This is a genomic window from Alteromonas sp. 5E99-2, assembly GCF_017368475.1.
In the GTDB taxonomy this organism is placed as follows: Bacteria; Pseudomonadota; Gammaproteobacteria; order Enterobacterales; family Alteromonadaceae; genus Alteromonas_F.
Genome location: NZ_JAFNJE010000007.1, coordinates 126,586 through 147,329 on the forward strand (window position 1 = coordinate 126,586; position 20,744 = coordinate 147,329).

Annotated in this window: 19 protein-coding genes; 11 read left to right on the forward strand and 8 right to left on the reverse strand. The window is 42.5% G+C overall.

The genetic code is table 11. From position 1 onward, the window contains the following. Positions 1-133: 133 nt before the first annotated feature. Entirely contained in the window at positions 134-2,956 is a 2,823-nt protein-coding gene (gene uvrA / locus J3L16_RS09280) for an excinuclease ABC subunit UvrA (protein ID WP_207612689.1), read from the forward strand. A gap of 16 nt (positions 2,957-2,972) precedes the next feature. Here the strand turns inward: uvrA and J3L16_RS09285 are convergent, their stop codons facing one another. From J3L16_RS09285 to J3L16_RS09295, 3 genes are all read right to left on the reverse strand, one after another. Next, positions 2,973-3,440, reverse strand: a complete 468-nt coding sequence (locus tag J3L16_RS09285; RefSeq protein WP_207612690.1) for a DUF3299 domain-containing protein — start codon at positions 3,438-3,440, stop codon at positions 2,973-2,975. A gap of 98 nt (positions 3,441-3,538) precedes the next feature. Beyond that, the gene (ppa, locus tag J3L16_RS09290) at positions 3,539-4,069 is read right to left on the reverse strand and encodes an inorganic diphosphatase (RefSeq protein WP_207612691.1); all 531 of its coding nucleotides are present in this window, start codon (positions 4,067-4,069) and stop codon (positions 3,539-3,541) included. A 93-nt stretch (positions 4,070-4,162) separates the two neighbouring features. Then, complete coding sequence (locus tag J3L16_RS09295; RefSeq protein WP_207612692.1) at positions 4,163-5,131, reverse strand: class 1 fructose-bisphosphatase; 969 nt, start codon at positions 5,129-5,131, stop codon at positions 4,163-4,165. 130 nt (positions 5,132-5,261) lie between these two features. Here J3L16_RS09295 and mpl point away from each other — a divergent pair, with 130 nt between their 5' ends. The 3 genes from mpl to J3L16_RS09310 are packed head-to-tail and all read left to right on the forward strand — an operon-like array spanning position 5,262 to position 8,039. Continuing rightward, positions 5,262-6,602, forward strand: a complete 1,341-nt coding sequence (gene mpl / locus J3L16_RS09300; protein WP_207612693.1) for a UDP-N-acetylmuramate:L-alanyl-gamma-D-glutamyl-meso-diaminopimelate ligase — start codon at positions 5,262-5,264, stop codon at positions 6,600-6,602. Next, the gene (locus tag J3L16_RS09305; RefSeq protein WP_207612694.1) at positions 6,599-7,234 is read left to right on the forward strand and encodes a flavin prenyltransferase UbiX; all 636 of its coding nucleotides are present in this window, start codon (positions 6,599-6,601) and stop codon (positions 7,232-7,234) included. The genes mpl and J3L16_RS09305 overlap by 4 nt, the downstream gene beginning before the upstream one ends. Further along, complete coding sequence (locus J3L16_RS09310; protein ID WP_207612695.1) at positions 7,221-8,039, forward strand: S1/P1 nuclease; 819 nt, start codon at positions 7,221-7,223, stop codon at positions 8,037-8,039. The genes J3L16_RS09305 and J3L16_RS09310 overlap by 14 nt, the downstream gene beginning before the upstream one ends. 11 nt (positions 8,040-8,050) lie before the next feature. Here J3L16_RS09310 and rraA read toward each other — a convergent pair whose 3' ends face one another. Then, entirely contained in the window at positions 8,051-8,536 is a 486-nt protein-coding gene (rraA, locus tag J3L16_RS09315) for a ribonuclease E activity regulator RraA (protein WP_207612696.1), read from the reverse strand. Between the two features lie 170 nt (positions 8,537-8,706). On the opposite strand from rraA, the gene J3L16_RS09320 reads away from it, so the two are divergent. Genes J3L16_RS09320 through J3L16_RS09345 form a run of 6 tightly spaced genes read left to right on the forward strand, consistent with a single transcriptional unit; the run spans position 8,707 to position 13,471 of the window. Further along, positions 8,707-9,777 (forward strand): glycosyltransferase family protein, encoded by a 1,071-nt coding sequence (locus J3L16_RS09320; protein ID WP_207612697.1) that lies wholly within the window; start codon positions 8,707-8,709, stop codon positions 9,775-9,777. A 54-nt stretch (positions 9,778-9,831) separates the two neighbouring features. After that, positions 9,832-9,978 (forward strand): lipoprotein, encoded by a 147-nt coding sequence (locus tag J3L16_RS09325; RefSeq protein WP_207612698.1) that lies wholly within the window; start codon positions 9,832-9,834, stop codon positions 9,976-9,978. Between the two features lie 8 nt (positions 9,979-9,986). Next, positions 9,987-11,246, forward strand: a complete 1,260-nt coding sequence (lysA, locus tag J3L16_RS09330) for a diaminopimelate decarboxylase (protein ID WP_207612699.1) — start codon at positions 9,987-9,989, stop codon at positions 11,244-11,246. A gap of 9 nt (positions 11,247-11,255) precedes the next feature. Continuing rightward, entirely contained in the window at positions 11,256-12,086 is an 831-nt protein-coding gene (gene dapF, locus J3L16_RS09335; protein ID WP_207612700.1) for a diaminopimelate epimerase, read from the forward strand. Further along, a complete protein-coding gene (locus J3L16_RS09340) occupies positions 12,083-12,748 on the forward strand; it encodes a DUF484 family protein (RefSeq protein ID WP_207612701.1) in 666 nt (221 codons plus the stop codon). The genes dapF and J3L16_RS09340 overlap by 4 nt, the downstream gene beginning before the upstream one ends. Before the next feature lie 9 nt (positions 12,749-12,757). Then, positions 12,758-13,471 carry an HAD-IA family hydrolase gene (locus J3L16_RS09345; protein ID WP_207612702.1) on the forward strand — a complete coding sequence of 238 codons (714 nt, stop codon included), beginning with the start codon at positions 12,758-12,760 and terminating at the stop codon, positions 13,469-13,471. 32 nt (positions 13,472-13,503) lie between these two features. On the opposite strand, the gene cysE is transcribed toward J3L16_RS09345, so the two are convergent. The 3 genes from cysE to J3L16_RS09360 form a co-directional block, all read right to left on the reverse strand. Next, complete coding sequence (gene cysE / locus J3L16_RS09350) at positions 13,504-14,295, reverse strand: serine O-acetyltransferase (protein ID WP_207612703.1); 792 nt, start codon at positions 14,293-14,295, stop codon at positions 13,504-13,506. A 192-nt stretch (positions 14,296-14,487) separates the two neighbouring features. After that, complete coding sequence (locus tag J3L16_RS09355) at positions 14,488-16,068, reverse strand: M56 family metallopeptidase (RefSeq protein WP_207612704.1); 1,581 nt, start codon at positions 16,066-16,068, stop codon at positions 14,488-14,490. 7 nt (positions 16,069-16,075) lie between these two features. Continuing rightward, positions 16,076-16,465 (reverse strand): BlaI/MecI/CopY family transcriptional regulator, encoded by a 390-nt coding sequence (locus J3L16_RS09360; protein ID WP_207612705.1) that lies wholly within the window; start codon positions 16,463-16,465, stop codon positions 16,076-16,078. 186 nt (positions 16,466-16,651) lie between these two features. Between J3L16_RS09360 and uvrD the strand changes: the two genes are divergently transcribed. Beyond that, positions 16,652-18,820 (forward strand): DNA helicase II, encoded by a 2,169-nt coding sequence (uvrD, locus tag J3L16_RS09365; RefSeq protein WP_207612706.1) that lies wholly within the window; start codon positions 16,652-16,654, stop codon positions 18,818-18,820. A 57-nt stretch (positions 18,821-18,877) separates the two neighbouring features. On the opposite strand, the gene J3L16_RS09370 is transcribed toward uvrD, so the two are convergent. Continuing rightward, on the reverse strand, positions 18,878-20,611 hold the full coding sequence (locus tag J3L16_RS09370) for a DUF885 domain-containing protein (protein WP_347564656.1): 1,734 nt from the start codon (positions 20,609-20,611) through the stop codon (positions 18,878-18,880). Positions 20,612-20,744: the final 133 nt, after the last annotated feature.

Below are 20,744 nucleotides of genomic sequence, written 5' to 3' on the forward strand. Positions count from 1 at the left end.
TTCTCTCTCTACTGCTATTCGAAAATGATATTAACATAGAAATTTGCCGATCTGTGTAAACAGAACGACGTAACAACCGATATTATTTTTCACTCTGTGGCATAATTCTTTTTTTGGCTTTTCTCGACGTGTTATGGATAAAATAGAAGTACGCGGTGCCCGCACCCACAATCTAAAAAATATTGATTTAACCTTACCTAGAGATAAGCTCGTTGTAATTACCGGCTTATCTGGTTCTGGCAAGTCTTCTCTGGCGTTTGACACACTTTATGCGGAAGGCCAACGCCGCTATGTTGAATCGCTTTCGGCCTATGCGAGACAATTTTTGTCGATGATGGAAAAACCCGATGTTGACCACATTGAAGGTTTATCCCCCGCTATCTCTATCGAGCAAAAATCGACGTCTCATAACCCTCGCTCTACCGTTGGTACAATTACAGAAATATACGATTACTTACGACTGTTATATGCAAGAGTCGGTACGCCCAAATGCCCAGATCACGACTTACCTCTTGATGCGCAAACCATCAGTCAAATGGTTGATAAGGTACTTTCTTTACCTGAAGGCGAAAAACTCATGTTACTCGCGCCAGTGGTTCAAGAACGCAAAGGCGAACATGTAAAAACACTTCAAAACCTTGCTGCACAAGGCTTTATTCGCGCCCGTATCGATGGCAATGTCTGCGATTTATCTGATCCGCCCACTTTAGATTTACATAAAAAGCACACCATAGAAGTGGTTGTCGACCGATTTAAAGTACGAGAAGACATTCAACTTCGTTTATCTGAAAGCTTTGAAACCGCACTAAATTTATCCTCAGGCTCAGCAAAAGTGGCTTATATGGATGATCCTGACAAAGAGGAAATTGTTTTTTCAGCGAATTTTGCCTGCCCAGTCTGTGGCTATAGCATTACCGAGCTAGAACCTCGATTGTTTTCCTTTAATAACCCTGCTGGCGCGTGTCCAACCTGCGATGGCCTAGGCACAAGGCAATTTTTTGACCCAGTACGGTTAATTACTAACGATGAATTGTCGTTGTCGGGAGGCGCGATAAGGGGTTGGGATAAACGCAGTTATTACTATTTCCAAATGCTGCAATCCGTTGCCGATCATTATAAATTTGATTTAACCACGCCATTTAAAGAGCTTGATGAAAACGCCAAAGACATAGTTCTCAACGGCTCTAAAGGTGAAGCCATCGCTTTTAAATACATAAATGAGCGCGGCGATATCATGGAACGTAACCACCCCTTTGAAGGTATCATTCCTAATATGGAGCGCCGTTACAAAGAGACGGAATCCAGTTCAGTACGAGACGAGCTGTCCAAATACCTTAACCACCAGCCTTGCGATACCTGTGACGGCACACGATTAAAAACAGAAGCCCGTAACGTATTTATACAAAGCACGCCACTTCCTGCTATTGCTGAAATGTCTATTGCCCAAGCTTATTCATTCTTTGAGGAATTAGACTTAGACGGACAAAAAGCCCAAATCGCAGATAAAATCTTAAAAGAAATTCTCGACCGTTTACGCTTTTTAGTTAACGTGGGTCTGAATTACTTGTCGTTATCTCGTAGCGCAGACACGCTATCAGGTGGTGAAGCCCAGCGCATTCGTTTAGCCAGTCAAATTGGCGCCGGCTTAGTGGGCGTTATGTACGTGTTAGATGAACCTTCTATTGGGTTACACCAAAGAGACAACGAACGCTTACTAAAAACCCTGAATCATTTAAAGAACTTGGGCAATACCGTTATTGTGGTTGAACACGATGAAGACGCTATTCGCGAAGCGGACTATGTCGTCGACATAGGGCCAGGTGCTGGCGTGCATGGCGGCCAAATTATTGCACAGGGTACTGTAGAAGACATCAAGGCAAGTGAAGACTCACTAACGGGTAAATATTTATCTGGCCGAGAAAAAATTGATGTACCCTCCGTTAGACACAGCGCTAAAAATGATCACTGGATATCGCTAAAAGGTGCCACGGGTAATAACTTGCAATCTGTCACTTTAAATGTGCCCTTTGGCGTAATGACTTGTGTTACTGGTGTGTCGGGTTCGGGTAAATCGACTTTAATAAACGACACCTTTTATCGCATCGCTCATACCGAGTTAAACAAGGCCACAACCTCTGAGCCTGCACCGTATACCTCGATTGAAGGGTTGGATGCACTAGATAAGGTTGTGGACATAGATCAAAGCCCAATTGGTCGTACCCCTCGCTCTAACCCTGCAACCTATGCGGGTATTTTTACCCCCATCAGAGAAATGTTTGCAGGCACTCAAGAAGCCCGTTCTCGTGGATACAAGCCAGGACGATTTAGTTTTAATGTGAAAGGCGGACGCTGCGAAGCGTGCCAAGGCGACGGTGTCATTAAAGTAGAAATGCACTTTTTACCCGATGTGTATGTGTCTTGTGACGTGTGTAAAGGTAAACGCTACAACCGCGAAACCCTTGAAGTATTGTACAAACACAAAAATATTCACGAAGTATTGGAAATGACCATTGAAGAAGCGCGAGAATTTTTCGACGCCATACCTTCTATTGCCAGAAAGCTACAAACCTTAATGGACGTTGGCTTGTCGTATGTGCGTTTGGGCCAAGCAGCCACAACCTTATCTGGTGGTGAAGCTCAGCGGGTTAAATTGGCCAAAGAGCTATCGAAAAGAGATACAGGGCAAACTCTGTATATTCTTGACGAACCCACTACAGGCTTGCATTTCCACGATATCAAACAACTGTTAGCCGTACTGCACAGACTAAGAGATCACGGCAACACTGTTGTGGTAATTGAACACAATTTAGATGTGATAAAAACCGCAGACTGGCTAATTGATTTAGGCCCAGAAGGGGGCAGTGGCGGTGGTCAAATTATTGCTCAAGGTACACCAGAAACAGTGGCTGCATCTGATGTATCTCATACTGGGCGTTTCTTAAAACCTCTACTTTAAAAAACCAGTAGAGGTCTTATTCAAAGATCTCTACTGCTTCACCCGCCATGGTGTATCCCACACTTGCAATATCACCTTGCCAGCCTGATGTAGACAGCTTACCTACAACCCAAACGGCGTCGTACAAATCTTCCAAAGGTATACCTTTTTCAAATCTGACATACACAATTTGATTTGAAGGCGGTGGTGGTACGTGTACACATGCGCCAAAATACGGTACCAATAGAAATTCTGTTGTTAACTCTGCCGAGCCTTCAAGAGGCACGATAAAGCCAGGAATTTTTACATATTGACCATTTAATTCTTCAATAACCGGAGCATTGGGCTGTGCTTGAGCCATTGCGTTATCGTGGTTGAGTAAAGGCAAAGTTAGATTATTGAAGCCTTCTGGGACTAAATCTTCCCAATACACTTCTTTTGGTGTAGCGGCTGACGCAGACACACTAAACAGTAAAAATACGACAAAAAACACTCGTGAAGCCATTAACACTACCTTGAAAAAAGAATGAGACCTGCCCATTAAAACAAAAAAGCCGCTCATTTTATAGTGAGCGGCTTTCATCATACGACAACTTTACAACATTACGCGTTATTGTAACGCTCTACGCTGTCAGTAATTTCTTGTTTAGCCGCTGCGGCATCTGCCCAGCCTTCAACTTTAACCCATTTACCTTTTTCAAGATCTTTATAATGCTCGAAGAAGTGTTCAATTTGCTTTAATAGCAAAGGAGGCAAGTCAGCAATTTCTTTCACGTCGCTATAGATAGTTGTTAACTTATCTACAGGAACTGCAATTACTTTCGCGTCAAAACCAGACTCATCTGTCATTTTCAACACGCCAACAGGACGGCAACGGATAACAGCACCACAAACCAATGGAAACGGTGTTACAACCAACACGTCTACAGGGTCGCCATCATCAGACAAAGTATTGTTTACATAGCCATAGTTAGCTGGGTAATGCATGCAAGTCGCCATAAAGCGGTCAACAAAAATAGCACCGCTGTCTTTGTCTACTTCATATTTAATAGGATCCGCATGTGCTGGGATCTCGATAATTACATTCACTTCTTCAGGTAACTTTTTACCTGCAGGAACGTCATTCAAACTCATTGAATTTTCCTTTTAATCTAAATTAGCGTTAACTGTACGCTAGTATAATAAAGGTCGTGCACAGTTAACAGTTTTGCGGTTCAAAGTGTTGAACTATTTCGTATAAGCTAAACAAGCTTCCACTTCATTTTTAGAGCCAAGTACCGTAGGGACACGCTGGTGTATATCTGTTGGCATCACGTCTAGAATTCTAGTTTCACCTGTAGATGCCATTCCACCCGCCTGTTCAACAAGAAAAGCCATTGGACTTGCTTCATATAACAAACGTAATTTACCCGGCTTGCTTGGATCGCGGTTATCAAATGGATACAAGAAAATACCACCACGAGATAAAACACGGTGTACGTCACCCACCATGGCTGCTACCCAACGCATATTGAAATTTTTACCTCTAGGTCCTTCTTTACCCACTAGTAAATCGGCAACATAAGCTTGTATGTTAGGTTCCCAATGGCGCTGATTAGACATATTGATAGAAAACTCTGCCGTGTCTGCTGGTATCTGAATGTTAGACTCAGTCAGTAAAAAGTCGCCCTGTGTTTTGTCTAGCGTATACACATGGGTACCATTACCAGTAGACATAACTAACATAGTTGATGGCCCATAAAGCACATAACCTGCTGCAGCTATTTGCGTTCCTGGCTGTAAAAAACCAGAAGGATCATCAGCTTGTATACCATCGGTCCCATGAGTAATAGAGAAGATAGTACCAATAAGGCTATTAATTTCTGTGTTTGACGACCCATCTAATGGGTCGAAGCTCACCAAATATTTACCTTCTGGGTTACAGGCTACAACGTCATCTTCTTCTTCTGAAGAAATTGACTTAACGTGCCCAGACTCGATTAACACATCTTTTAGAATCTGATTGGAGATCACATCGAGTTTCTTTTGAGTTTCACCTTGAACGTTTTCACTGGAAGTGGAACCCAAAACACCTGTTAACGCACCTTGGCCAACACGGAACGAAATTTCTTTACACCCTACCATTAGACTTTGAATTAATAATACTAACTCTAAAGGTACGTCATCTTGCTGAAGCTGAGAATTTAAACGTGTCATCCGGTGAATATGCCTTTTTCTACAAATAGATTGTGATGTCTTATTGTATCTATTAATGAGTAAAGTGTGAACGACGAATTACATCTGATAAAGTACGCGCAAGCAAAACAAAGCAAAGCAAACAATTTATATGCATCTTCACATTTTAGGCATCTGCGGCACATTTATGGGTGGTATTGCGGCACTCGCTTCGTCCCTCGGACACAAGGTTACTGGCTCTGATAGCAATGTATACCCTCCCATGAGTACACAACTTGAGAACCAAGGAATTAGCCTTTCCCAGTTAGACGACTTAGCGCAATTTGACACTAACCCCGATCTTGTAGTGATTGGCAATGCCCTATCCCGAGGCCATCCAGCAGTTGAATACGTGCTGAATAACAACATTCCTTACAACAGTGGCCCTGAGTGGTTACGAGAAAACCTACTGCGAGATCGTTGGGTGCTAGCTGTTGCAGGCACTCACGGTAAGACAACCACAACCAGTATGTTAACTTGGATTTTAGAATACGCAGGACTTAAACCTGGATTTCTCATTGGTGGCGTGGCACAAAACTTTAATCAATCGGCAAGGTTAGGTGAATCGCCGTTTTTTATCATCGAAGCAGACGAATACGACAGTGCCTTCTTTGATAAACGCGCAAAATGTGTACATTACTTACCCCGCACATTGATTATTAACAATTTAGAGTTTGATCACGCCGATATCTATGCAAATTTAGAAGCCATTCAAACTCAACTACACCATGCCGTGCGCACAGTACCTGAACATGGTTGTGTTCTTTCGTTTGCCAAAGATGAAGCCGTGCAAGACACGTTAGCCAAAGGCTGTTGGAGCGAACAACGTCAAATAGGTAAAGAGTGGCAAGTAAAAGCGTTGAAGCCCGATTTCAGTGAATTTGAAGTCAGTTATAAAAACTCCGCCCCAGTAAAGTTAGCTTGGTCACTCTTTGGTGAACACAATATGCATAACGGTGTAATGGCCATTGCTGCCGCCCATCACGTTGGTGTGAAGCCCGATATCGCAGTGCAAGGGTTATCAGAATTTATCAATGTGAAGCGCCGTATGGAGCTTCGAGGGGAAGTTAACGGTGTGCGTGTTTACGATGATTTTGCTCATCACCCAACTGCAATAAAAACCTCACTGTCGGGCCTTAAAAAGCGCAATGAGAAAGGCCGTATTATTGCGGTTATAGAGCCTCGTTCGAACACAATGAAAATGGGTATTCATAAAGACGCATTAGACGCCTCGTGGCAAGACGCCGATGAAGTATGGGTAAAAGTCGATCCGTCAATGGCGTGGTTTACGCCAAATACAGACGTGAATGCTTCAACTATAGTTAACACCAGAACCAAAACCGACGATATTGTGTATGAAGTAGTACGCACTGCCAATGCCGACGACACAATAGTGGTAATGAGTAACGGCGGCTTTGACGGAATACATCAAAAATTATTAGAGGCACTATGAATACAACCCAGGGCTTTCACAGTCAGCTAACATTAGCCATAACGGGCGCTTCTGGAGCGCCTTATGCGTTGCGCTTATTGTCTAAATTAACTGAACAAAACGTTCAGGTATTTGTACTTATATCACCCGCAGCACAAGTGGTGTTTAAAGAAGAGTCTGATTTAGCCCTTCCCTCTCACCCAGAAAAAGCGGAAGCCTTTCTAACACAGTATTTCAAAGCAAAGCCCGAACAACTTAAAGTGTATGGTAAAGACAACTGGTTTTCTCCTGTAGCATCGGGTTCTGCGGCACCCAAGCAAATGGTGGTATGCCCTTGTTCAACGGGTACACTTTCGGCTATTGCCACAGGGGCCAGTGATAACTTAATCGAGCGCGGTGCCGACGTGGTGTTAAAAGAACGAGGTCAGCTTATTTTAGTTACGCGGGAAATGCCTCTTTCGACCTTACATCTAGAAAATATGCACAAGCTATCGCAAATGGGCGTAACTATTATGCCTGCGTCTCCGGGCTTTTATCACAAGCCTCACTCTATTGACGACTTAGTTGATTTTGTTGTTGCACGTATTCTTGATCACCTTCAATTAGAACAAAAATTAGTTGCCCGCTGGGGATACAAGCATGAAGAAAAATAATCGCTCATCAAATAAAAAATCCCTCGCTCTATTACTCCTTGCCAGTGTGTTTAGCCAAAACCTCTTCGCTTGGGGACAAACAGGGCACAGAGTCACAGGCGCTATCGCACAGGATTATTTAGACCCTATTGCAGCATCTTATGTAAAGGCTATTTTGCCCAATGAGACCTTAGCAGAAGCGTCCACTTGGCCTGACGAAATGCGCTCTAACCCGTCTGACTTTTGGCAAAAACAAGCTGGCCCTTACCACTACGTAACTGTACCGAAGCAGGCCTACTCCAATCAGCATGCGCCTTCTCAAGGTGACGCTGTTACTGCATTAAATGCTTTTAAGAAAACCTTGTTAAATTCAGCATCTAGCCTTGAAGAAAAACAACTGGCTTTGCGTTTTATTGTACATATTATTGGTGATTTGCATCAGCCATTGCATGCAGGAAACGGCACAGACAAAGGCGGAAACGATGTAAAAGTGCGTTTCATGTGGCAAGACAGCAATTTACATCGCGTATGGGATACAGGTTTAATAGAACATCAAAATTTGTCGTATACCGAATGGAAGCACAAATTAGTCAGCAAGCTTGTCGCTGATGATGTTTCCAAATGGCACAGCACAACTCCCGCAGATTGGATATCCGAAAGTACTAAAATTAGAGATACTGCTTATCCAGAGGATGCCAACAATTTAAGCTGGCAATACGTTTACAAGCACACCCCAGATATTGAATTAAGGTTAACTCAAGGCGGTGTCAGAATCGCTTTGTACTTGAACCAGTTATTTAACGAACTGGCAAAGCAAACAACTTAAGGCGTATTGGCTTAATCTAAATCAAGGGGTTCTGGAGATAGCACTACACCAGTGCTATCTGCATAAATATGATCTTCCGGCAAAAAGGTAACACCTGCAAAGTTTACCGGTATATCAACATCTCCAACCCCTTCGCAATCAGCGTTAACAGGTATGGAGCCTACCGCAAGTATTCCGATATCAATATCGGCTAAGGCATCGACATCTCTAACGCTGCCGTAACAAATAATACCTTCCCAACCATTGTCTAACGCATCTTGGGCGGAGAGCGCATTGATAATTGCTCGACGAGAAGACCCACCGCCATCAATTAGTAGTACCTTTCCTTCACCAGGTTCACTCAGCACTCGTTCAACAAGCCCACGATCTTCATAACACTTCACAGTAGTAATTTCACCTCCAAACGAACTTACACCGCCGTAATGGATAAAAAGAGGCTCAACAACATCAACGCTATCGGCGAACAAATCACATATCTCAGAAGTGTTATAATTCATAATCGGCTACTCGAGCAAAAGTAAAAACGAGGATTCAACCTTACCACACCTTTTGTAGGCTTGTACAAGCCCCTATTTTTGTAACAAATGTGTCGTATTTCTGTAAAAAAGCTTTCATGTTTTCGCTATAACCTTTCGCTCAATAATTGTACTAGCTGGCTAAACAAATAATGAAAGTTCTATACGGAGTCCAAGGCAGTGGAAATACTCCTATTGCCAACGCACGTATTATGGAAAAAGCTTTCTCCCAACGAGACGACATAGACGTAGACTTTGTTTTTTCTGGCCGTGCTATTGGCGCCTACGAAGATATGACCAGCTTTGGCAATGCCCAATTTTTTAAAGGTTTAGACTCTCCCTCTAAGCCCCAAAACACCAATGTTTTGAAAACACTTAAAGACATAAAAAACAGTCAAATTCTATGCAACATGAAACAGCTGAACATTGACCAATACGACTTAGTATTAAATGACGCTGAACCTATTAGTGCATGGGCTGCAAAACTCAAAGGCATCCCTTCGATTTCTATCGGCCACCAAGCGTCATTTAATTTTCGAGTTCCCAAAGTCAAAAACGGCGTTTCCAGTCGGCTGATGTCACACTGGCTGGCCCCCGCTAATATTCAACTAGGCATGCATTGGTTTCATTTCAACCAGCCAATCGTGCCTCCTTTTATCTCAAAACAAATGTCATCTGAAGTATCCAGCAGTAATCAGATCCTCGTATATTTACCATTTGAATCCGTTAATGACATTCGGGAACTACTTGAACCTTTAAGCGAGCAAGGTTTCATTTGTTACCATCCACACATTAAAGATGACATACAGCAAGAACATATAAGTTGGCGCTCACTACTACACACTGATATTGAAAAACAAATTCAACAGTGTTCTGGCGTAATTACCCACGGCGATTTCAACTGGGTAAGCAAAGCCCTTCAATTAGGCAAAAAGTTGCTAATTAAACCTGCAGATGGGCAGTTTGAAGCATTGTCTGATTTACGGGTTTTAGAAAAATTAGCCCTGTGTCACACCCTTTACCATTTGGATACAGACGACGTAGAAGACTGGTTAGCTTACGAAGGAAACGAGCCAATCACCTTTCCTAATGACCCAAATCCGTTAATTGATTGGGTGTTAAAACGTCAATGGAATAACGTAAAACCACTCACTGATCATTTATGGCAACAAGTGTATTTTCCAGACAAAATCAAACAACGCTTATTGTCGCTTGCATTTTAACGCTTTAATGCGATGATACGGCCCATTGAACACGTTTAAATTGGGTTAATCGTAATGGGGCGCGCATCAGTTATTCTATTGGCAGTACTAGCCTTATCATCTTGTGGCTACAGAGGCCCATTGGAGCTTCCACAAGAGCCAGAACAAAGCACACCAGATACCGTTGAACCCGCAGCACAAACGTCCGAGAACCAGCAGTAGGATTTTTAGTGGATTATTTTAATTATAAAGGCGACTCGCTTTTCGCCGAAGACGTAAATGTTAGTGACATAGCGGCCAAGTTTGGTACACCTACCTATGTATATTCAAAAGCCACTTTTGAACGCCATTGGCACGCATTTAATAATGCATTAGCAAGCCATAACCACCTGATTTGTTACGCAGTGAAAGCCAATTCGAATATTGGCGTATTGAATGTACTTGCTCGATTAGGCTCTGGTTTTGACATTGTTTCCGCAGGGGAACTTGCAAGGGTGATAGAAGCTGGTGGCGATCCATCTAAAGTGGTTTTCTCTGGCGTAGCGAAACAAGAAGGTGAAATTAAAGAAGCCTTAGAAGCCGGAATTAAGTGCTTTAATGTTGAGTCTCACCCAGAACTTGATCGCATTAACAGCGTTGCAGCATCAATGGGCGTAATGGCCCCCATTTCACTGCGTATTAATCCCGATGTCGATGCAAAAACCCACCCGTATATTTCTACAGGATTAAAATCGAATAAGTTTGGTATCGCCGCTGAACAAGCTGTTGCTTCTTACAAGTACGCAAAAAGCCTAAGCAATTTGGCAATAACAGGTATGGATTGCCATATCGGCTCTCAACTTACTGAACTATCGCCATTTGAAGATGCGTTAGACAAATTATTAGTATTGGTTGATGAATTAGCCGAACTAGATATCCACATTAAGCATTTAGATTTAGGTGGCGGTTTAGGCGTTAAGTACCAAGATGAAACGCCACCTGATTTAGATGAATATGCAGCAAGACTTGCTAACAAGGTCGCCGGTCGCCCAGATTTGACGCTGATCTTAGAGCCTGGCCGCGCTATTGCCGCAAATGCAGGTATTCTCATTACTCAAGTCGAATTTATCAAGCAAGGCGAAGAGAAACATTTCGCCATTGTCGACGCTGCAATGAACGATTTACTCAGACCGGCGTTATATTCAGCATGGCAAGACATTATTCCGTTAAACAAAGCGTCGAGTGCTGAAAAATCAACTTACGACGTTGTTGGGCCTATATGTGAAACCGGAGATTTCTTAGGTAAAGACAGAGAACTATGTATTGTTCCTGGTGACTATTTAGCCGTACGAAGTGCAGGTGCCTATGGATTTGCAATGGCATCGAACTACAACAGTCGCTGTAAGGCAGCTGAAATCATGGTCGATGGCGCTGTTGCTCATGTTGTGCGCGAACGAGAAACCCGTAGCGACTTATGGCGCGGCGAGTGTACACTTCCAACCAATAATTAGTCGGTTATTATGCAGCTAAACTTTTCAAAAATGCACGGCCTTGGTAACGACTTCATGATGATTGATGGCGTGACTCAAAATGTGTTTTTATCGCCGGATAAAATACGCCAGTTGGCTGATCGCAATTTCGGTATTGGCTTCGATCAACTCTTATTGGTCGAGCCGCCGTACAATCCAGAACAAGACTTTCATTATCGTATTTTCAATGCCGACGGTGGTGAAGTAGAGCAATGTGGTAACGGAGCTCGTTGTTTTGCTAGTTTCGTGAAGATGAAAGGGCTAATTAATCGCAACAAAATTGCGGTAAGCACGAAAGTAGGCAACATCGTACTTTACGTTGAAAAAGACGGCCAAGTGACTGTGAACATGGGTGTGCCTAAATTTGATCCAGCGGCAATTCCCCTGCAAGCTAACAAGGAAGAAAAAACCTATTTGTTGCGCGTAGAAGACAAAACCTTGTTCTTTGGTGCAGCCTCTATGGGCAATCCTCATTGCGTACTAGAAGTTGAAGATACAGACACCGCTGATGTAGAAACAATAGGGCCGTTACTAACAGCTCATGAGCGCTTCCCAAAAGGGGTGAATGTTGGCTTTATGCAAGTTGTTTCCCGCAGTAAAATAAAACTCCGAGTTTTTGAACGCGGTGTGGGTGAGACTCAAGCCTGCGGTACGGGCGCTTGTGCAGCCGTTGCAATAGGCCAAATTCAAGGTAAATTAGACAGAGATGTCAGTGTGACCCTTCCCGGCGGCACGCTCAATATTCGCTGGAATGGCCCTGGCAGCGTTTTGAAAATGACAGGCCCGACAAAACACGTGTTTGATGGACAATTACAATTATGAACGACGCTTTATCGGCGCAAAATATTGCCGAAGATCTTTCAGAAACAGAGGTAAGAAACTACCTTGAGGCAAACCCTGAATTTTTTGTTAAGCACATAGATTTACTCGAAAAATTGCAATTCGCACACCCTCATAAGGGCGCAGTCTCTTTAGTAGAAATGCAAAGCGAGCAATTTCGCAGCCGCATTCAACAGCTAACGAAAAAGTTAAACCAGCTCATTGACGTCGCCAAACAAAACGAAAAAATTTATCGAGTGTACGTGTCACTGTCTTTAAAACTCATGAAGTGCAAAGACGTAAATGACGTACAAACCACCGTTGAACTTGTTATGCAGGAAGAACTTGGGCTGTCTTCAGTTCATATTAAACCTTTTAGCGGTGACAACGCCTTAACCGAGTTACAACAACGACAGTTAATCGACAAACGCTTTCGCACTGGCCCTTTCTTTTTTGGCCGTTTAAGTGATCACGAGAAGCAAGTAGTGTTTAGTAGTAGCATTGCCGAATCTGTTGCCTTGGTTCTTATTGGTGATGAAGCCCCCATCGCAATTTTAGCCATCGGCAGTGACGACCCAACGCATTTTGCGCCCAGCATGGATACCTTAATGCTTAAGCAATTGCAGCAAATGTTGAATATTCTTCTTCACGACTTTTTAAGCTGACACCCAATTATGATTTTCTATCGCTCTGTAACAACGCCAACTGCCATCACCTTTGATTTGGATGACACCCTGTACGACAATCATCCAACTATCTTTCGCGCCGAAGCCCTACTGAAAGAAAAGATGGCGGATCGCTTTCCTAAAGCGGCGAGTATTCCAAGAGCAGAATTAAGCGCCATCAAACGCCGTTTTATTCAAGACAGCCCAGAGTTAGCATCGGATATGAGTAAGCTTAGATTACTCACACTCAACTATATCCTAGCCGATGAAGCAAAAGACAATGTAGAAGAAGCTGCAACCGAGATGTATGAGTTCTTTTACAACGAAAGAAGCAAAGTGCCCATAAGTAATGAAGTACTTACTACCTTAAAAAACTTAAGTAAAAAGGTTCCTCTTGTAGGCATTACTAATGGTAATTTAGACACTGAACAAGCCGGTTTAAACCCTCACTTCAAAACCATTTTACACGCCAGTTCGAGTCGTCCAGCTAAGCCTCATAGGTGTATGTTTGATGAAGCTGCGCAATACTTATCTATCGCGCCAAAGAAGATATTACATGTTGGCGATAGCTTAATTAATGACGTATTTGGTGCCTATCAAGCGGGATTCCAATCTGCATGGTTTGCGTGTAATCGGCCTATGCTTTTATCCAAAGAAAAAACGCTTGTGCTGCCCGATGTAGAGCTGTCAAAACTCGATGACCTGTTTTCGTTGTTAAGGTAAATAACTTTAACTTGATAGTGCCATTGATAATCTTATTGTTTATCGTGCAGTACGTTTTGATCCATGGACTGGCAAGGTTTGTTGCAACGAGGTTTACCTACTACTTTCGCCGGCACACCTGCGACCGTTACGTGGGACTCAACGTCGTTCAAAACAACACTACCCGCGCCCACTTTGGAACCACGACCAATCTCAATATTTCCAAGTATTGTCGCGCCAGCTCCGACCATCACATTCTTTCGAATTTTGGGGTGACGGTTACCAGATTCATTACCTGTGCCACCTAATGTGACGTTTTGCAGAATAGAAACATTGTCTTCAATGACTGCGGTTTCACCCACTACAATACCCGTTGCGTGATCGAACATAACCCCTTTACCAATTGCAGCCGCAGGGTGAATATCAACACCAAATGTTTGAGAGTTTCGGCTTTGCAAAAACAAAGCAAGTTGATGACGGCCGTTCTTCCATAAGTAGTGCGCTAGCCTATGTACCTGAATAGCTTGAAACCCTTTAAAGTACATTAGTACGGTTAAATGTTCGGTTACTGCTGGGTCTCGCTCGAACGCTGCTTCTACATCGGCGATAGCAGATTCAACAATAGCAGGGTCAAGTAAATAAGCTTGGTCAAAGACTTCTCGAATTGCGATAGCTGGCATTACATCGTCAGCCAATTTATTCGACAAAATAAAGCTAAGTGAAGACTCAACATTAAAATGAGTGAGAATACAGGCATGGATGTAGCTTGCTAATAGGGGTTCTTTTTCAGCAATACACTGAGCTTCTTGCTTTAATATTGCCCAAAAATTTCTACGAATTACCATGTAGCCCTCACTCATATTGAAGCTAACTTAACTAACTGACAATTGTGGTATCTCAAATGAATAAATCAAGGGGCTAGCGTTAATCCCACTGATTTATTTGTTTAATTGCACACCCTCCAATACTATTTATATGAAAACACATAGAGCAGCCCAGCTAAGGAAGCTCTATGTGTTTTCAATTAAGAATCATGGTCAAATCAAGGCACTAACGTGATTCAGCAGAGTTTCCCCTTCTTCGCTCGGATACAGCCGGTTAATCTGCTTTTGTACTCTAACCGCCTCTTGATAGTTTTTTTGACGCATATAACTTGCAAATAACAAATCGAAGTTAGACTTTTCTGGTTGTGTTCCCTTTGTTTCATGGGATGCGATTAGTTCATTTAGTGAATTAATTGCCTTTGAATAATCTTCCAATTTGAAGTGAGAAATTGCGGTCAAATACAAGATAAATGCTTTATCGGTTCCATCATCAGCCAATGCAAACCATTTTTCAGAGTAATCCTGTTGTTTACGCCACTCACCTAAATGAGCACTAAAAGAAACAGCCATCCTCAAATTATAAAGTGCATCGTTTTTATCTATGTGATCAGTCAATCCAATAGCTTTATCTAGAAAAGGTAGAGCATCTGCACTTTTGCGATCATTATGCATTAAATACATTCCATGAGTTCGCCAGATCATAGCCTGATCAACAGCACTATAACGCTCAATGTCTTTTTCAGCTTCCGATAATAACTTTTCAACTTCAGAAAAATCCTTGCTATGCCATGCTTCGAATATCTTGTTTATCCCAATATTGATATTCGACTGTTCCGCTGTTGATTGTACTTTTGCTGTGGCATTAGAATAACCAACCCAGCCTGTGAGTGATACAAGCGTTGCGACCACTATTACGTAACGTTTTTTCATTTTATGTTCCTCATTAAGTTTGTGTATGCGCTGTAAGTTAAATGCCTTAGTCCCACTTATAGCCAATGCAGTTGACTTCGATTGCGCGTCTTGCCGTTTATTTGCTTCTAGCGTTAATTCCATTAGATGTTGCTTATAGCTACCTTTAGGTAAATAGGCTTTACACTGTTCATCACAGCTTAATTCAATGTGATTTCTCCCATAGTTCGCTGTATACCGAACAATAGGATTCCACCAAAATAAACATTGAATGAAATTTATTCCCCACAACCAATAGGTATCGCGCTGACGAATATGGATGAGTTCATGGAGTACGATAGTGCGTATTTTGTCTTCGCAACGCTGGTGATCTCCAATCCAAATAATCGGTTTTAAAAAGCCTGTAACCATGCCCGGTACTTGCCCTTTAATTCGTCGAATATCGCAACAACGTTTTTCTATGCCGACGATGTTCCACACAGCGTTATCGTTAGTAGAGTTCTGTATCCATCGGGCATGTTGCTTTCGATAGCTAACTGCATCTTTGACAAACAATGCGGCGCCAATCAGGAGCCCTACTACCCAAAACCAATAATTAGGCAATGTAGGAAGAGTTAAAGCTTGGCGGCCTTCACTTTCTATTGCGACTTGCTGTTGCTCTGAGGAATTTAAGTTAAATAACGCAAATTCGCTAACCAAATTTACAGGTAATGTGAAACTGGTTTGCTCAATCTCAAATTGTAAATACTGCCATGGGAACAACCAACTAGACAGCAATAAAATACAAACATAAAAACGCACACGGGCAGGTGCACCAGCTAAGAAGAACAGTGCTGTAGCGCACATTGCGCTAATAAATAATGAAATAGCAAAATACGTGATCATAATTTACTTACTCGTTATTTTTAGCTTTATGCTTCGCAAGCATAGCTTCTAATTGTTCAATCTCATCATTATTCAGCTTCTCGTTTGCCAGCAATTGCGCCACCATTTTTTGAGAGTCTCCGGCAAATATCCTCTTGAGAAAGCCTTTTAATAAAGGCTCTGAAACATCTTCTCTTTGAATAGCAGGAGCGTAGTAAATGGTTCGGCCTTTTTGATGAGCTCGAAGCACGGCTTGTTTTTGCTCAAGCCTGTCGACTATTGTTTTAACTGTCGAATAGCTCACTTCCTTATCGCCTTTCACCTTTTCATGTATGTCAGGAGCAGAAGCTGGACTTTGCTGCCAAAGTATATTCATTACATCGAGTTCAAATTCACTCAGTTTTATATCGTTTTTCATTACTATCTCTACATATGTCGCGATAACATCTACAAATGTAGAGATTATTATTTATGCTGTCAACAACTTTGTATGAAAAAACTACGATAGTGCACTAATCAACATTTCATGCTGTATAAATGCACAGCTTAATGGCATACTCGCAAGTATTAAAATAGCGACCGCAAATACATATAAGAAAGCCCAATGGACGTATCTGAATTACTCGACGATTTAAACGACAAACAACGCCAAGCCGTTGCTAGCCCTCCGCAAAATACATTGGTGTTAGCCGGTGCAGGAAGTGGTAAAACCCGAGTATTAGTGCATCGCATTGCATGGCTAATGAACGTCGAAAATATCGCGCCTTACAGCATTCTGGCAGTGACTTTCACCAATAAAGCCGCAAGAGAAATGCGTGGTCGCATTGAAGCTGTGATGAACCGTCCTCTAAACACTATGTGGATTGGCACCTTTCATGGCCTAGCCCACCGTTTATTGCGCAGCCACGCCCAAGAAGCTGGATTGCCCGATAACTTTCAAATATTAGATTCAGACGACCAATATCGTTTGGTAAAGCGCATCATTCGCTCATTGAATTTAGATGAGAAACATTGGCCGCCAAAGCAAATACAATGGTACATAAACGGCAACAAAGACGAGGGTCTTCGTCCTCATCAAATTGACACCCATAACGACGCAACGCAGCAAAAAATGTGCGAGATATATCAGGCTTATCAAGAAGCGTGTGATCGCAGTGGTTTACTCGATTTTGCTGAATTGCTTCTTCGCGCTCATGAACTGCTATTAAAAAATCCCGATGTATTAGCCAACTATCAACGTCGATTCCGCGCCGTGTTAGTCGACGAGTTCCAAGATACCAACAACATTCAATATGCTTGGCTACGCCTGTTGTGCGATACCGACAACCATATAATGATAGTGGGCGACGACGACCAATCTATTTACGGTTGGCGTGGCGCAAACGTACAAAATATCCAACATTTTTTACGTGATTTCGACGACGTAACCACAATACGTTTAGAGCAAAACTACCGTTCAACTCAAACCATTCTAAAGGCCGCCAATGGAGTTATCGACAATAACCAAGGCCGATTAGGCAAAGAACTATGGACAGAGGGCGATAAAGGCGAGCCCATATCAATTTACGCCAGTTTTAACGAATTAGACGAAGCTCGCTTTATTGTGAGCCAAATTCAAGATTGGTTACAGCAAGGCAACAGTCTGCAAGATACCGCCATTTTATACCGCAACAATGCGCAATCCCGAGTACTGGAAGAAGCATTATTACAGCGTTCTATTCCCTATCGGATATACGGGGGTTTGCGCTTCTTTGAACGCCAGGAAATTAAAGATGCCTTGGGTTATTTGCGATTGATTAATTTACCTCATGATGACGCTGCATTTGAGCGAGTCGTCAACACCCCCACCCGCGGTATGGGCGACAAGACATTAAGTATCATACGTGAGCAAGCACGTGAAAATAACGTTTCTATGTGGCAAGCAGGTCAGTTATGTATCGACAAAGGGTTACTCACTGGACGCGCAGCCAATGCACTAAAAGCGTTTTGCAGTTTAATTGTAGAGTTAGAAACCAAGGCATTAGACAAACCTCTGGAAGAACAGGCTAAAACCGCCATACACCAATCGGGTTTATATGCCATGTATCAAGCTGAAAAAGGCGAGAAAGCCCAAGCTCGAGTGGAAAACTTACAAGAATTAGTCACCGCGTGTAAGCAATTTGAAGTGCCCGTAGAAGAAGACAACCTCACGCCTTTGTCGGCGTTTTTAACCCATGCATCCCTAGAAGCTGGGGAAACTCAAGCGGACTCTAACCAAGACGCTGTGCAAATGATGACAATACACACAGCGAAAGGCCTAGAATTCCCCTTGGTGGTTATGGCCGGCGTCGAAGAAGGTATGTTTCCTAGTCAAATGACTAACGACGAACCCGGACGCATGGAAGAAGAAAGACGTCTATGTTACGTAGGTATGACCCGAGCGATGAAAAAGCTCTTCATCACTTATGCCGAAAGCCGACGCGTGTACGGACAAGACAAATACCATACGGCATCGCGATTTATTCGTGAAATTCCCACTGATTGCGTTGAAGAAGTGCGATTGAAATCCACCGTATCCCAGCCGGTAAGTAATCGTTTCAGCCCTGCAACCTCTCATCAAGCATTCGAGAACAGTGGCTTTCAATTAGGTCAGCAGGTTATGCACAGAAAATTCGGCCAAGGTGTGGTATTGAACTATGAAGGCAGTGGAGAGCACGCCAGAGTACAAGTCAATTTTGACGATTTTGGCAGCAAATGGCTGGTACTCAGCTTTGCAAAATTGGAACCCTTATAAAGTAGCCAGCATGGGGAGATAGTATAATATCTCCCCAACAGAGTATGTGAGCATTCACTACAACTGCTTTTTAATCCACTCGTTAACGGTATCTTCAAGTACCGCAATAGGTAAGGAACCTTGCCCAACTAATACATCGTGAAAGGCTCTAATATCGAATTTTGTCCCTAATTCTGATTCTGCTTTTTGACGCAAAGCTTTAATGCGAAGCTCGCCAATTTTGTATGACAAAGCTTGTCCAGGCCAAGAAATATAACGATCAATTTCACGGTTAACGTCTCGCTCGCTAAGGGCTGTATTAGACAACAAATACTCTACTGCTTGCTGACGAGACCAGCCAAATGCATGCATTCCGGTATCCACAACTAACCGACATGCTCGCCACATTTCATAGGTTAAGCGACCAAAATCGCTGGTTTGGCTTTGATAAAAGCCCATTTCTTTACCTAAACTTTCTGAATACAGCGCCCAACCCTCGCCATAAGCTGAATGGTATAAGGTTTTGCGAAACTCAGGCACATCTAATTCTTGAGCAATTGTGCCTTGTAAATGATGACCGGGCACAGCTTCGTGGTAAGTTAAGGCTTCAAGGTTATACAAGGGCTCCGACAAATAGTTATTCGCCCCCACAAAATAGGTTCCTGAAGTTTTCCCATCACCAGCACCTGCAACATAATATGCGCCCCCTCCCGGACTCGCTTTAATACTATAAGTCCCTTGAGGTAAACGACTAAACCACTTAGGTAGCTCCCCTTCCATACGTTTTGCAAAGTAGGATGCTTTTTCTAACAAATCTTGTGGATCAGACGCATAGTTTTCAGGGTCGTCACGCAAAGACGTTAAGAACTCTCTAAAGGTGCCTTTAAATTGCAGTGCTTTCACAATTGCCTGCATTTCTTGCTTTATTCTTTTTACTTCTGATAACCCAAGTGCGTGAATGTCCTCAGCCGACATACTGGTTGTGGTATAAAAATGAATGAGATAATCGTAATATTCCTTGCCATCAGGCACCTGCGTAATGCCTACATTTTTGCGACAATTCGGCATATAGGTTTGAGTGAAAAAAGTAAAAAAGTGTTGATACTCAGGAATAATCACATCGCTAATTAAACGTTTTATCTCTTTTTCGTAGTGCGCTTTTTCTGTGCTAGAAAAAGAGGAAGGAAAGCGATTAACGGGCTGATAAAATTCACTTTTAGTGACATCTTCAACAATAGAACGACCAATGGTGCGTTCATAACCTTGAAAGCTACCGCAATAATGAGTTAACCCCTTATCTACAGCTATGTTTAGAGTCTTAATAAATTCTTGATTGTAACGATTGAAGTCGGCCAAGCTAATTAGGTAATTGTCGTAGTCCTCTCTCGATAAAAAAGACATTTTAGCCGGTGCTTCAGAAAAGTAGGTATGAAAGCCCGCGTATATATTCATTGGAAAGTAGCGATCGAGTTGCTCATAACTTTTAGCCTCGGTTTCTCTTTCGTAGCGAAACAATCGATAGCTCACCTGATCAGCGGGCGACAACTGCGCGCTATCGATATCTGCCATTTTTTCGAGCATGAGTTGATTAAACGCTTTTCTTCGCGCTATGCCCTTATCACTAAAATCTGGCAACACCCCATTCATGCGAAAAACATCGGGGTCTCTGCGAAAAAACACCTGTTCTTTTTCTACGTTCGTCCAATGTTCTTCAAGTAAAGAGGAGAATTTGTTTGTTTCGCTTCCATAAGAAAACGCTGTAACACAACACACAATACTCATGATGAGCGTTTTAAATGTATTTTTAATCACTATTAATGCCTTAAGACTCGAACTTTTTCGCTGAAATAAGCTATATTGCTAATATAAAATGAAAATACAGTGTATCGCCCGACCTGTCTAATGATTGATATTACTGTTTTATCTGAATAAAAAATAGAAACCA

Excerpts from the sequence above, each read along its gene's own strand:
- J3L16_RS09285 (WP_207612690.1), bottom strand. The coding sequence starts at position 3,440 with ATGGCTTCACGAGTGTTTTTTGTCGTATTTTTACTGTTTAGTGTGTCT.
- J3L16_RS09295 (WP_207612692.1), bottom strand. The coding sequence starts at position 5,131 with ATGACACGTTTAAATTCTCAGCTTCAGCAAGATGACGTACCTTTAGAG.
- ppa (WP_207612691.1), bottom strand. The coding sequence starts at position 4,069 with ATGAGTTTGAATGACGTTCCTGCAGGTAAAAAGTTACCTGAAGAAGTG.
- cysE (WP_207612703.1), bottom strand. The coding sequence starts at position 14,295 with ATGGTAATTCGTAGAAATTTTTGGGCAATATTAAAGCAAGAAGCTCAG.
- J3L16_RS09305 (WP_207612694.1), top strand. The coding sequence starts at position 6,599 with ATGAATACAACCCAGGGCTTTCACAGTCAGCTAACATTAGCCATAACG.
- rraA (WP_207612696.1), bottom strand. The coding sequence starts at position 8,536 with ATGAATTATAACACTTCTGAGATATGTGATTTGTTCGCCGATAGCGTT.
- J3L16_RS09340 (WP_207612701.1), top strand. The coding sequence starts at position 12,083 with ATGAACGACGCTTTATCGGCGCAAAATATTGCCGAAGATCTTTCAGAA.
- uvrA (WP_207612689.1), top strand. The coding sequence starts at position 134 with ATGGATAAAATAGAAGTACGCGGTGCCCGCACCCACAATCTAAAAAAT.
- mpl (WP_207612693.1), top strand. The coding sequence starts at position 5,262 with ATGCATCTTCACATTTTAGGCATCTGCGGCACATTTATGGGTGGTATT.
- J3L16_RS09360 (WP_207612705.1), bottom strand. The coding sequence starts at position 16,465 with ATGAAAAACGATATAAAACTGAGTGAATTTGAACTCGATGTAATGAAT.
- uvrD (WP_207612706.1), top strand. The coding sequence starts at position 16,652 with ATGGACGTATCTGAATTACTCGACGATTTAAACGACAAACAACGCCAA.
- J3L16_RS09310 (WP_207612695.1), top strand. The coding sequence starts at position 7,221 with ATGAAGAAAAATAATCGCTCATCAAATAAAAAATCCCTCGCTCTATTA.
- dapF (WP_207612700.1), top strand. The coding sequence starts at position 11,256 with ATGCAGCTAAACTTTTCAAAAATGCACGGCCTTGGTAACGACTTCATG.
- J3L16_RS09345 (WP_207612702.1), top strand. The coding sequence starts at position 12,758 with ATGATTTTCTATCGCTCTGTAACAACGCCAACTGCCATCACCTTTGAT.
- J3L16_RS09320 (WP_207612697.1), top strand. The coding sequence starts at position 8,707 with ATGAAAGTTCTATACGGAGTCCAAGGCAGTGGAAATACTCCTATTGCC.
- J3L16_RS09355 (WP_207612704.1), bottom strand. The coding sequence starts at position 16,068 with ATGATCACGTATTTTGCTATTTCATTATTTATTAGCGCAATGTGCGCT.
- J3L16_RS09325 (WP_207612698.1), top strand. The coding sequence starts at position 9,832 with ATGGGGCGCGCATCAGTTATTCTATTGGCAGTACTAGCCTTATCATCT.